The sequence below is a fragment of the Pseudomonas sp. WS 5078 genome, assembly GCF_012985745.1.
GTDB lineage: Bacteria > Pseudomonadota > Gammaproteobacteria > Pseudomonadales > Pseudomonadaceae > Aquipseudomonas > Aquipseudomonas lundensis_A.
The window spans coordinates 121,389-133,024 of record NZ_JAAQWX010000009.1 but is presented as its reverse complement, the minus strand read 5'-3'; the positions used below and the strand labels follow the sequence as shown (position 1 = coordinate 133,024).

The 11,636-nt window shown below is 58.7% G+C and carries 17 protein-coding genes and 1 pseudogene; 17 read left to right on the top strand and 1 reads right to left on the bottom strand.

Going from position 1 to position 11,636, the window contains the following annotated elements; genetic code table 11:
- The first annotated feature begins 20 nt into the window (after positions 1 to 20).
- From HBN68_RS14000 to HBN68_RS13950, 12 genes and pseudogenes are all read left to right on the top strand, one after another.
- A complete protein-coding gene (locus HBN68_RS14000; protein WP_169964843.1) occupies positions 21 to 854 on the top strand; it encodes a GPO family capsid scaffolding protein in 834 nt (277 codons plus the stop codon).
- Between the two features lie 41 nt (positions 855 to 895).
- On the top strand, positions 896 to 1,930 hold the full coding sequence (locus HBN68_RS13995; RefSeq protein ID WP_094992993.1) for a phage major capsid protein, P2 family: 1,035 nt from the start codon (positions 896 to 898) through the stop codon (positions 1,928 to 1,930).
- A gap of 3 nt (positions 1,931 to 1,933) precedes the next feature.
- Positions 1,934 to 2,638 (top strand): terminase endonuclease subunit, encoded by a 705-nt coding sequence (locus HBN68_RS13990; RefSeq protein ID WP_169964841.1) that lies wholly within the window; start codon positions 1,934 to 1,936, stop codon positions 2,636 to 2,638.
- A gap of 117 nt (positions 2,639 to 2,755) precedes the next feature.
- A complete protein-coding gene (locus HBN68_RS13985; RefSeq protein WP_169964839.1) occupies positions 2,756 to 3,217 on the top strand; it encodes a head completion/stabilization protein in 462 nt (153 codons plus the stop codon).
- Positions 3,217 to 3,429 carry a tail protein X gene (locus tag HBN68_RS13980; RefSeq protein WP_169964837.1) on the top strand — a complete coding sequence of 71 codons (213 nt, stop codon included), beginning with the start codon at positions 3,217 to 3,219 and terminating at the stop codon, positions 3,427 to 3,429. The genes HBN68_RS13985 and HBN68_RS13980 overlap by 1 nt, the downstream gene beginning before the upstream one ends.
- A 50-nt stretch (positions 3,430 to 3,479) precedes the next feature.
- Complete coding sequence (locus HBN68_RS13975) at positions 3,480 to 3,794, top strand: phage holin, lambda family (protein ID WP_169964835.1); 315 nt, start codon at positions 3,480 to 3,482, stop codon at positions 3,792 to 3,794.
- Positions 3,791 to 4,633, top strand: coding sequence for an N-acetylmuramidase family protein (locus HBN68_RS13970; RefSeq protein WP_169964833.1), 843 nt, complete (start codon positions 3,791 to 3,793; stop codon positions 4,631 to 4,633). Before HBN68_RS13975 ends, HBN68_RS13970 begins: the two co-directional genes overlap by 4 nt.
- Positions 4,630 to 4,836, top strand: a complete 207-nt coding sequence (locus HBN68_RS13965; RefSeq protein ID WP_169892405.1) for a hypothetical protein — start codon at positions 4,630 to 4,632, stop codon at positions 4,834 to 4,836. Before HBN68_RS13970 ends, HBN68_RS13965 begins: the two co-directional genes overlap by 4 nt.
- Complete coding sequence (lysB, locus tag HBN68_RS22225; RefSeq protein ID WP_169964830.1) at positions 4,833 to 5,276, top strand: Rz-like lysis system protein LysB; 444 nt, start codon at positions 4,833 to 4,835, stop codon at positions 5,274 to 5,276. Before HBN68_RS13965 ends, lysB begins: the two co-directional genes overlap by 4 nt.
- Positions 5,191 to 5,376, top strand: a pseudogene (gene lysC / locus HBN68_RS22040) (Rz1-like lysis system protein LysC); the annotation flags it as partial. The gene lysB and the pseudogene lysC, both read left to right, overlap by 86 nt.
- Positions 5,373 to 5,855 (top strand): phage tail protein, encoded by a 483-nt coding sequence (locus HBN68_RS13955; protein ID WP_169964828.1) that lies wholly within the window; start codon positions 5,373 to 5,375, stop codon positions 5,853 to 5,855. The pseudogene lysC and the gene HBN68_RS13955, both read left to right, overlap by 4 nt.
- On the top strand, positions 5,845 to 6,300 hold the full coding sequence (locus HBN68_RS13950) for a phage virion morphogenesis protein (protein WP_169964826.1): 456 nt from the start codon (positions 5,845 to 5,847) through the stop codon (positions 6,298 to 6,300). The genes HBN68_RS13955 and HBN68_RS13950 overlap by 11 nt, the downstream gene beginning before the upstream one ends.
- On the opposite strand, the gene HBN68_RS13945 is transcribed toward HBN68_RS13950, so the two are convergent.
- Entirely contained in the window at positions 6,297 to 7,019 is a 723-nt protein-coding gene (locus HBN68_RS13945; protein WP_169964824.1) for a DUF2971 domain-containing protein, read from the bottom strand. The genes HBN68_RS13950 and HBN68_RS13945 overlap by 4 nt on opposite strands.
- Before the next feature lie 108 nt (positions 7,020 to 7,127).
- Between HBN68_RS13945 and HBN68_RS13940 the strand changes: the two genes are divergently transcribed.
- The 5 genes from HBN68_RS13940 to HBN68_RS22415 are packed head-to-tail and all read left to right on the top strand — an operon-like array spanning position 7,128 to position 11,635.
- Positions 7,128 to 7,700 (top strand): phage baseplate assembly protein V, encoded by a 573-nt coding sequence (locus HBN68_RS13940; protein WP_169964822.1) that lies wholly within the window; start codon positions 7,128 to 7,130, stop codon positions 7,698 to 7,700.
- On the top strand, positions 7,697 to 8,041 hold the full coding sequence (locus HBN68_RS13935) for a GPW/gp25 family protein (RefSeq protein ID WP_169964820.1): 345 nt from the start codon (positions 7,697 to 7,699) through the stop codon (positions 8,039 to 8,041). The genes HBN68_RS13940 and HBN68_RS13935 overlap by 4 nt, the downstream gene beginning before the upstream one ends.
- Positions 8,038 to 8,952 (top strand): baseplate J/gp47 family protein, encoded by a 915-nt coding sequence (locus tag HBN68_RS13930; protein ID WP_169964817.1) that lies wholly within the window; start codon positions 8,038 to 8,040, stop codon positions 8,950 to 8,952. The genes HBN68_RS13935 and HBN68_RS13930 overlap by 4 nt, the downstream gene beginning before the upstream one ends.
- Positions 8,949 to 9,566 (top strand): phage tail protein I, encoded by a 618-nt coding sequence (locus HBN68_RS13925; RefSeq protein ID WP_169964815.1) that lies wholly within the window; start codon positions 8,949 to 8,951, stop codon positions 9,564 to 9,566. The genes HBN68_RS13930 and HBN68_RS13925 overlap by 4 nt, the downstream gene beginning before the upstream one ends.
- On the top strand, positions 9,563 to 11,635 hold the full coding sequence (locus tag HBN68_RS22415) for a phage tail protein (protein ID WP_346010209.1): 2,073 nt from the start codon (positions 9,563 to 9,565) through the stop codon (positions 11,633 to 11,635). Before HBN68_RS13925 ends, HBN68_RS22415 begins: the two co-directional genes overlap by 4 nt.
- Position 11,636: the final 1 nt, after the last annotated feature.

Here is an 11,636-nt window from a genome sequence, read left to right as displayed (position 1 = left end):
ACGCATCGAGGATCTACGGCATGAAAAAATTTCGCAGTAAATGGTTCCGGGTCGCCGTTGAAGGCGCGACCACCGACGGGCGCCGCATCGAAGGCGACTGGATCGACCAGATGGCCACCAGTTACGACCGCAGCAAATACGGTGCCCGCGTGTGGATGGAACACATTCGCGGCACGCTGCCGGACTCCCCTTTCCGCGCGTACGGCGACATCCTCGCGGTCAAGGCTGACGACGTCGAAATCAACGGTAAGAAAGTGCGGGCACTGTTTGCCCAGATCGAGCCGACCGACGATTTGGTCAGCATGGTCAACAAACTGAAGCAGAAGATTTTCACCAGCATCGAAGTGCGCGAGAAATTTGCCGACACCGGCAAGGCTTATCTGATGGGCCTCGGCGTCACTGACACCCCGGCCAGCCTTGGCACGGAAATGCTGGCCTTCTCGGCACAGCATCCAGATGCCAGCCCGCTCAAATCGCGTAAACAATCGCCAGACAACCTGTTCACCGTGGCCGAAGAAACCGAGTTGGTGTTTGAGGAATACGAAGAGAAACCCGGCATCGGCGCCCAACTGTTCAGCAAGGTTCAAGACCTGCTCAAACGCAAAGAAGCCAGGGACGACAGTGAGTTCGGTGCGATTGGCCAAGCCGTCGAGGCCATTGCTGAGCACGGCAAAAGCCTGGAAGAACAGTTCTCAGCCGCCCAGACCAGTAACAGCGAACTGCGCACCCAAGTGCAGCAACTCAGCGCGGACTTGAACATGTTGAAAACCGCCCTTGGCAACACTCAGGATCACTCCCAACTCTCTCGCCCCCCGGTGACCGGTGGAGGCAGCCAGGCACTGGCTGAATTCTGACCTGACGGCCCACACCTGCACGCCCACGACCGGAGACACCCATGCGTAACGACACACGAAAACTCTTTACTGGCTACCTCAGCCAAGTGGCCAAACTCAACGGCGTCGAGTCTGCCAACGCCACGTTCAATGTAGACCCGAGTATCCAGCAAAAACTGGAAACCAAGATTCAGGAATCCAGCGAATTTCTCGGCAAGATCAACATCATCGGGGTCGATGAGCAGGAAGGCGAAAAGGTCGGTCTGGGCGTTGGCAGCACCATTGCCGGCCGCACTAACACCAACGTCAAAGCCCGCGAGCCACGCAGCATCGGCACCTTGTCGAGCGACAAGTACAAAGCCGAAAAAACCGACTTCGACACCTTTGTCACTTATCGCCAGCTCGATGCCTGGGCCAAGTTCCCGGACTTCCAGACACGTCTGTCGAGCGCCATTGCCCAACGCCAAGCCCTGGACCGCATTCAAATCGGTTTCTACGGCATCAAGGCTGCCGAGCAAACTGACCGCGTCGAAAACCCGCTGCTGGAAGACGTCAACATCGGCTGGCTTGAGCAGTACCGCCTGCACGCCCCCGACCGCGTACTCAAAGAAGGTGCCGAGAAAGGCAAAATTCGCATCGGTAAAAACGGTGATTTCAAAAACATCGACGCCCTGGTGTATGACGCCATCCAGTTGCTCGACCCGTGGTATCGCCGCAATCCGGGCCTTGTGGTGCTGACCGGCCGCGAACTGGTACACGACAAATTCCTGGCCCTAGTCAACAAAGATCAGGACGCCACCAACACCCTGGCCAGCGACCTGATCATCTCGCAACGTCGCGTCGGCGGGCTGCCACTGTACGAGGTGCCTTACATGCCCGAAGGCGCCGTGCTGATCACCACCTTCGCCAACCTGTCGGTTTACTGGCAGCTCATGGCCCGCCGTCGCTACTTGAAAGAAGAACCGGAGTGGAACCGCATCAGTAACTACGAGTCGTCGAACGACGCCTACGTGGTCGAGGACTACGGCCTTGGGTGCCTGCTGGAGAACATCACCCCGGTCGATGCGGTTGAACCTGATCCGGTCAGCGAGGGTTAACTCATGGCGCTCAGCCTTGCTCAAGCCCACCAACGCCGCGCCCGTGCGGCGATGGAGTCCGCTAAAACCGCGCCCATGCAGTCAATGGCGGGCGCGACGGCGTACGAGCATCAGCTCAACCAACTGCTTCAGGATCGGCTGCGCCTGAAGTCAATCCAGTCCAACGAAGGCAAAGCCGCGCTGAAGCTCCAACTGCTGCCCGAATACATCCCTTACGTCGAAGGCGTGCTTGAAGCCGGCAACGGCGCGCAAGACGAAGTCATGACCACCGTCATGGTCTGGCGGATCGATGCCGGCGATTACAAAGGCGCACTGGATGTAGCGGCCTACGTGCTCAAACACAAACTGGTGATGCCGGATCGTTTCGAGCGCACCACCGGCTGTTTAGTGGCCGAGGAAATCGCCTCAGCCGCGCTCAAAGCGCAAAAGGCCGGCGACGACAGCTTCGACATTGGCGTGCTGTATCGCACCCTTGAAATGACCGAAGACCAGGACATGCCCGATCAGGCTCGCGCCAAGCTCTATCTGGCTGCCGGACGCGCCACGCTGGTCGGCCTTAATGCTGAGACACGCGGGCAAGCGGGTCAGATGGAAGCAGGCATTGACCTGCTCAAACGAGCGATTGAGCTGCACGACGGATGCGGCGGCAAAAAAGACCTGGATGGCGCCGAACGCCTTCTGAAAAAACACACTGTTTCAGCTGAATAAGCTGCCACGGTTAACCGAGCGTCCCCACGCCCCCCGCCGGCTCGGGGTTGAACAGGCAGTGTCTTTAGCGCTGCCCTGTAACACCCCGACCACCGGCGACCTATTTAGAGCTTACGCATGAGCGGATTCGTAGCCAGCGGCAGCACGCCCAGCGGCCATATCAACACCGACCCTTTCTGGCCGTCCATCGATCTGGATGCGTTGCGCGGCACCTTGCGCGTCGATGCCAGTGTCACCCCGGCTCGCCTGGAAACTGCGTGCATCTCGGCTGCCATCAACCTCAACCGCGAGCTGAAGGACTGGCGCGCCATCCAGCAAGCAGCGGGCTACAGCGAACTAGCCCAAGTGCCTGCCGAGCAGGTACAGGACGTTTCAGCATTGGTCCACCTGTACCGCCGCGCCATTGAGGCCGGGACAGGCGCCGAAGTCTGTGAACGCTATCGCTCCTACGACAGCACCAACAGCGGCAATAAAAACGCCGAAGAACTCACCCCTAATATTGACGACTACCGTCGCGATCTGCGCTGGGCAGTGCGTGATTTTCTTGGCATCAATCGCAGCACTGTGGAGTTGATCTGATGACGACCTGGGTGCGCGCCCAACAAAACGACACGGTTGACGCCTTGTGTTGGCGCCATTACGGCCGTACGGCGGGCGTGACCGAGGCCGTATTAGAAGCCAACCCCGGTCTGGCCGAACACGGCCCGTTTCTGCCACATGGCACTCCCGTGAGCATGCCCGATGCCCAACCCGCCGCGCCTCAGCGGCAAGTGGTGAACCTATGGGACTGAACCGCAGCAAAACCTTGAACCCACGACCCCTGGATAATGGAAAACATCACATGCCTGAACGTCCCGACACTTGGGCCTGGCTGGCCACTTGGCTCGAACAGAACTGGCCAACCCTGTATGCCGGGGTTTTAGCCCTGGTCATTGCCGGCCTGCGGGTGATGTACGGCGGCGGCACGCTGCGCCGCGTATTGATCGAGGCACCGTTGTGCGGCGCCTTGGCCCTCACTGCCAGCCACGGGCTGGCCCTGATCGGTGTGCCCATCACCACCGCCCCGTTCTTTGGGGGCGTGATCGGTTTGCTGGGCGTTGAGGGCACCCGCGCGGCGGCCAAAAAGTTTTTCATCCGTAAGGCAGAACAGTCATGACCACCCTGCGCCACGGCGACCGCTCGCAAGCGGTGCGCATCCTGCAAACCAACCTCAACAGTAACGGGGCCAATCTCAACGCCGACGGCCATTACGGCGACCTGACCGAAGCCGCCGTGCGTGCTTATCAGTTGAAAGCCGGACTGGTGGCCGATGGTATTGCTGGCACTAAAACCCTCGCGAGCCTGTCTGGGGGCGATTGTCAGCAGTTGCTGAAAAACCATGACCTGGTCAACGCAGCCCAACGCCTCGACGTGCCACTGGCCAGTGTTTACGCGGTAAATGAAGTGGAATCCAACGGCAAAGGTTTTCTCGACAACGGCAAGCCAGTGATTCTGTTTGAGCGGCATATCATGTATCGCCAGTTAGCCACCCCTCGTCACGAGGGGGATAACCCGGCCCAACTCAAACAGCACGCCGACGAACTGGCAGCCCTAAACCCGGCCATCGTCAACCCCAAGCCCGGTGCTTATGCCGGGGGCAGCGCCGAACACCAACGCTTGACTCATGCGCGCCTGATCGACGACAACGCGGCCCTTGAGTCCGCCTCCTGGGGCACGTTCCAGATCATGGGCTTTCACTGGCAGCGCTTGGGCTATGCCAGCGTTCAGGCGTTTGTTACGGCCATGAGTGCCAGCGAGTCGCAGCAGTTCGACGCATTCGTGCGTTTTATCGAGACCGACCCAGCGCTGCACAAAGCCCTCAAAGCGCGTAAATGGGCCGAGTTCGCCAAGCTCTACAACGGCCCGGATTACCAGCGCAATTTGTACGACATCAAACTGCAACGGGCCTTTGAGCGGCATGCGGGCTGCGGTTGTGGTCAGGAGGTGGCGGCATGATCGATCTCGACGAAGTCCGCGCCCTGCGCGTACAGGACGGCGACCTGCTTGTGGTGCCACACAACACCGAAATCGAAGGCATGCAGCAATTGGTCACGGCGCTGCGCCATATTCAGCCCGACGCCAAAGTCATCGTCATACGTGGTCCGGTCGAACACCTTGACATCGACGCTATGAACCAACTGGGCTGGTACCGCGCATGAGCGCCCTGCGCCAAGCACTGTACGGGCTTGCCCTGCTTGGCGCCTTGGCGCTGTTTATCTGGGGTCAGCAGCAACGCATCAGCGTTGCACGGCAAGCGACGGAACTGGCGCAACACGATGCGAAAACAGCACGCGAAGACGCCGCCCGCAATTTGAACACCGCCACCACCCTGAACCGCACGTTGAACCTGGAGCGTCAGGCACAAAGCCAACTGCGTAGCCTGCACGACCAACTGCGCCAAGGCTTGGCCCAGCGCGAGCTTCAGATAGAGGGACTGAAACGTGAAAACACCGCATTGCGCGATTGGGCTGCCCAGCCTTTGCCTGACATTGCTCGCCGGTTGCGCGAGCGCCCCGCCCTCACCGGCGCCGACGCTTATCGTCAGTGGCTGTCCGGCCGTGGTGCCATGCCAACTGCCAGCGACCGGCCCAAACCATAACGGCGACTTGCTCACCGATCAGGAGCGCACCGAAGCCGCGTGGGCCGAGTGCGCGGCGCAAGTCGATATGATTTTTCAACAACAGCAGGTCACGCCATGAACAAACCCGACAGCCTGCGCGCTCACCTGCTCGCCACCATCGCCGAACTCAAGCACAACCCCGACCGGATGCTGATCTTCATCGACAACGGCAAAGTGCGCTGCACCGCTGCGGCCAGTCTGTCGTTTGAATACAGCTTTGACTTGCAAATCATCCTCACCGACTACGCCGGCCACCCCGACAGCGTCATGCTGCCGCTGCTGGGCTGGCTCAGCGTCAACCAATCCGAATTACTGGAAAACCTCGACAGGTCGGCCGAAGGCATCAAGTTTGAGGCAGACGTGCTGGATAACAGCAAGGTCGATCTGAGCATTCGCCTGCCGCTGACTGAGCGCGTGGTCGTTGGCCAGGATGCGGACGGTAACACCACCGTCAAACACCCCGGCGAACCGCAGCGAGTCGCCAACTATCTCGACCCCGCATGGCGCCCCGGAACCTTGGGCCTCGACGGCGAATGGATGATTCAAAATGGTCAATGACCTGGACGCACTGGAAGACTGGGCCGGTGTGTTACTCAACAAACTGGAACCCGCTGCCCGCAGCAAACTAGCGCGGTCATTGGCGCAGAAACTACGCCGTAGCCAACAACAGCGGGTTAAACAGCAGCGTAACCCTGATGGCAGTGCCTACGCGGCGCGAAAGCCACGCGATCTGAAAGGTAAAAAGGGACGGATCAAGCGTCAGGTGAAAATGTTCCAAAAACTACCAAAGGCCAGCTATCTAAAGGCCAAGGGCGACGGCCAGACGATCACCGTGGGCTTCACTGGGCGAGTGGCGCGAATTGCGCGGGTGCATCAGTACGGACTGAAAGACCGAGCCGAGACTGATGCCCCGGAGGTCAGGTATGAGCAGCGGGAGGTGCTTGGTTTTACCGAGTCTGACTTCGAGATAATTCGGAATGAACTACTCACACATCTACGTTAAATATCTTTGACACTGATTTCCTTTGTCATAATTTCAATTGACTTAGGAACCCTATAAAGAGCAGAGCGCCCAACTCTCCCTTTAAAACCAAGTACTTTTTTAAAATAACTCTTAAAGGCTTTTATAACTTCATCGGGCGCTCTTGGGTCCAATAAAATTCGATCTATGAATTCATGCGGATCTATCGGAACAGTCACTCCCTTGCCACTTAATTCTTTATCACAAGGAAAGTATAGCGTTGCTCTTAATTCATTTTCATGCTCAAAAGCCAACCGCTTAATGTAAAGCATATCCACAGCTCTACCGATATCAAAAAAATGTAGCATTTCATCTGCTATTTTTGATGCTTTGTCTCGAACCTCTACTGGAGTCATATAGTCAACTTTCTCCAATCGATATTTATATTTAATCTCTCGAGGCGATACATCCATATTTCTTGCTGAAGCCTTAAGAACCTCGTCTAACTTACCAACTGTCGTTGAGATCCTAACACCCATCCCATTTTGCGAATAGATTCTCCACATAGCATCTGAAACATCTGAAAGACTCCAGCATTGAGAAAAAATAGAGTCTTTCTTGTAATGATTAAGAATCTTTTCATACGGATCATCCCAAGAGCTTGGCCGAGCAAAAAACAACTCTTTATTTTCAAAAATTTGAACTACTCGAGCAAAGTCCAGAATCCGGTACAAACGCTTCCCTTTTTTGACCGATGTCATACAACCTCTTTTAATATTTCAATTTATGTTCGGTAAAGAAATCTGTCGCGCCTTGGCCTACAAACTACAGAGGCTGCACGTCTGAACAGCCAGCGCCACCATCGGCGCATGAACGATATCCCAGCCCTCGCCAGAATGCTCGAAAACCTCATCCGCTTCGGCACCATTGCCGAAACTCAGATGAACCCACCCCGTGTGCGTGTGAAAACCGGCGAGCTACTAACAGGTTGGTTACCCTGGATCGCTTTGCGGGCCGGCGCCGATGTGGACTGGGACCCGCCGACCGTCGACGAACAAGTAATCCTGTTCAGCCCCTCAGGCCAACTCGCCAACGGCATTGCCCTGACCGGCATCTACAGCACCGCGCACCCGGCCAATGGCGACCGTGAGGGCTTGCACCGCCGCACCTACCGCGACGGCACGGTGATCGAGTACGACAGCGTCGCCCACCATTTAAATGCGGTGTTGGCCGAAGGCGGCACGACCAATCTGGTCAGCACAGGCGGCATCACCATTGTCGGCCCGATCACGCACCAGGGCGATTACAACCAAACCGGCAATCAAATCGTCACCGGCACAGTCACCGTATCCGACGATGTGCTGGCCGCAGGCATCAGCTTGGTCAAACACACCCACGGCGGCGTGTTACCGGGCGGTTCGCAAACGGGAGTGCCGCAATGAACCGCGATACCGGCGCCGCGATCAGCACAGTCGAGCATATCGGCCAATCCATCAGTGACATCTTGACCACCCGCCTCGGCACCCGAGTGATGCGCCGCGAATACGGCAGTTTGCTGCCCGAGCTGGTGGACCAACCGTTCAACGACGCCACACGCTTGCGTGTCTACGCCGCCAGTGTGATGGCGATCATGCGTTGGGAACCGCGCGTCAGCGTCACCCGCGTGCAACTGCATGGTGTAACGCTGCAAGGCCAGGTGGTGATTGATATTGAAGGCCGCATCCTCGACCGTAATCAGGCGCTGAACATGAGCCTGCCCTTGCAACTGGGAGGCGGCGCATGAATACCTTCGCGGCCATCGATCTCAGCCTGCTACCCACGCCGCAGATCGTGCAGCAGATCGACTACGAGCACATCCTCGCCGAGCGTAAGGCGTATGCCATCAGTCTGTGGCCGGTGGAGCAGCAGGCGGAAATCGCCGCCCGATTGAATCTGGAGTCCGAACCGCTGACCAAGCTGCTGGAAGAGAACGCCTACCGCGAAACCCTCTGGCGGCAACGGGTGAATGAAGCGGCGGTGGCAAACATGCTGTCACTGGCCACCAACTATGACCTGGACAACCTCGCGGCCAATTTCAACGTCAAGCGGCTGGTGATTCAGGAAGGTAAGCCCAACGCGAACCCGCCTGTCGCCCGAGTGATGGAGAGCGACGACAGCCTGCGCGAGCGAGCGCAGATGGCGTGGGAAGGTTTGAGCACCGCAGGCCCGCGCAACAGCTACATCATTCACGCCCGTGCCGCCGATGGTCAGGTGGGCGACGCCACCGCTGAAAGCCCCACGCCCGCCGCCGTGGTGGTGACGGTGCAAGCATTGCTCGGGGACGGCACGGCGAGCGCCGCGTTGCTGGCAACTGTGATGGCATATCTAAGTGATGATGACCGACGCCCAGTGGCGGACCGCCTGACAGTGCAAACCGCGCAGGTCATCCGCTACCAAGTCAATGCCACGCTGTACCTGACCACCAGCGGCCCCGAGTCTGAACCGATACTTGTCGCCGCAGAAAAACGCCTGATGGCGTACGTACATCAGCGCCGTCGTTTGGGCATGGAAGTGTCCGAGTCAGCCGTCCACGCCGCGCTGCATGTGGAAGGCGTGCGCAGGGTCGCGCTGGATAACTGGCATGACATTCGCGCCACGCCGTATCAAGCGCCTTTTTGCACCTCGGTTGCGCTGACGCTGGGCGTTCAGCCGTGACCAGCCCGTCGTTGCTGCCACGTAATGCCAGCGACCTGGAGCGTCAGGCAGCGCAGGCGTTAACGCAAATCCAGCGGGTGCCGGTGCCATTGCGTCAGCTGTGGAACCCCGACACCTGCCCCGCCGAGTTGCTGCCGTATCTGGCGTGGTCGTTGTCGGTCGACCGCTGGGACAGCAAATGGCTGGAAAGCACCAAGCGCGCGGCAATACGCGCGTCGTACGTCATCCACTCGCGCAAAGGCACCATTGGCGCGCTGCGGCGCGTGGTGGAGCCGCTGGGCTACTTGATCGAAATTGTCGAGTGGTGGCAAACCGTGCCCGAGGGCGTACCCGGCACTTTCGCGCTCAAGGTCGGCGTGCTCGACACCGGCATCACCGAGGAGATGTATCAGGAACTCACCTTCCTGATCGACGACGCCAAACCCGTCAGCCGCCACTTGACCGGTCTGGCCATCAGCCTTGAAAGCACCGGACTCATCAACGTATTTGCCGCGCTCTACGAGGGCGATGAAATCGACGTTTACCCCCCGGCACCGCGTGACATCGAGGTCATGGGGCACTTTGGCCCCGCTGGCCGCGAACACCACATCGAAACCCTGGACGTTTACTTATGATTGATCAAAACAGCCAGTTCATGGCGATCCTCACGGCCATCGGGGAAGCCAAGCAAGCCAACGCCGATGCCCTTGGCATCCCCTGGACGTTCTCAAAAATGGGCGTGGGCGATGCCAATGGCACCGACCCGATCCCGAACCGTTTGCAGACCCGGCTCATCAACGAGCGAAACCGTGCCCCGTTGAATCAGGTCAAGGTCGACCCGAAAAACACCAACGTGGTGATCGCCGAACAGGTAATCCCGGAAAACGTCGGCGGTTGGTGGATACGGGAAATCGGTCTGTACGACGCTGACGGTGATCTGGTGGCCGTGGCCAACTGCGCACCGAGCTTCAAGCCGTTGCTGGCTCAAGGCAGCGGCAAGACCCAAGTGGTGCGGATGAACTTCATCGTCACCAGCGCGGCCAACGTCACGTTGAAAATCGATCCAAGCGTGGTGCTTGCGACCCGGCAGTACGTGGACGACCGTATCATTGAAGTGCTGCCGGCAACGCGCCCTGCGGGCATTTATCAGCAGGTGCGGATCAACGAGCGCGGCGTAGTGGTCGAAGGGTTTAATCCGAGCACACTGGCCGGTAACGGCATCAAAGATGCGTACACCAAGGTCGAAGTGGACGCGGCGGTGCAGGCAGCGATTGCGGGGGTCATCAGCGGCGCACCGGGCGCACTGGACACGCTCAAGGAACTGGCTGATGCCCTGGGCGGCGACCCGAACTTTGCCAACACCATCATCAACGCACTGGCCGACAAAGCGCCAAAAGCCACAACACTGGCCGGTTACAACATAACTGACGGCGTGCCCATCCGTAACCCTTTAGGGGGCGACAGCCTGGATATCCACGGCGGCTCGTTCGCGTTTCTGTCCGCCAACCAAGAGTCCTCGGTCTGCCAAAACTGTTGGTGGGATGGCACCCGCTGGTTACGCCACGACACCTCACGGCCTGCGGTGTGCATGGCGCTTGAGCGTGGGGCGGTCGTGGTGCGCAAGGCCCCTGAGGGCGCAAATCCTATTGCCTGGAAAACCAGTCAGGTGATTGATACCAGCAACCTGACCTTCGCCGCGTTGCTCAACAAGCCGAATACCGTCGCCGGCTACAACATCACGGACGTTTTTACCAAACTGGAAACAGCGACCGCGATACAAACCGCCATTGCCGGCGTTGTCAGTGGTGCCCCAGGTGCGCTGGACACGCTCAAAGAGTTGGCGGACGCCTTGGGCGGTGATCCCAACTTTGCCAACACCATCATCAACGCACTGGCCGGTAAGGCACCTAAAGCCACGACGCTGGCGGGCTACAACATCACTGACGGCGTCCCTATTCGCAACCCATTGGGAGGCGGCAGCCTGGATCTGCACGGCGGGCAATTTGCGTTTGTCACGGCGTTTTCAGAATCTTCGGTCGGGCAAAACTGCTACTGGGATGGCACCAGTTGGCTCCGCCATGACACCTCGGCCGCAGCGGCGTGTATCTCGGTCGCCGCTGGACGCGTGATTATCCGTAAAGCTGCTGCGGGAGCGAACCCCATCGTGTGGGGATCAGCACCGGAGCTGCTCGACACATCCATGTCAGCGTCTGTCGCCGAAGCCGAGTCAGGGAGCAATATCGCGCGCTGGATGAACCCGTTTGCCGTGGCGCGCTATGTGGCTAAAAAAGTGGTGCAAGCCACTGAGTACGTCGCCGGCATTGCCGGGATTGCGTCGATCAACCAAGTCAATGCGGGGACAGATGATGAAACCATCGTCACCCCGAAAAAACTCAAATGGGGGTTTTCATTCAGCCCGACCCAAAACGGCTACTTTTGTTTTCCCAGTTGGCTGGGCGGTTTTTTGCTGCAATGGGGTTATGTCTATGAGTCCCAAGGAACGACCGATTACCGGGGGTTTAACGTGCCGTTCCCCAGCGCCTGCTTTGGCATGGTCATGAGCATAGAGGCCGCTACGCAAGGCGGGCACGGCAGTGGTTACGGCTTCGTTACGCAGATCATCGACCGCACGAAGTTCATCTGGTCGGTGGGCGGCAGCCTGTCGGGCGGCGGTTATGGGTTTTACTTGGCATGGGGGAGCTGAA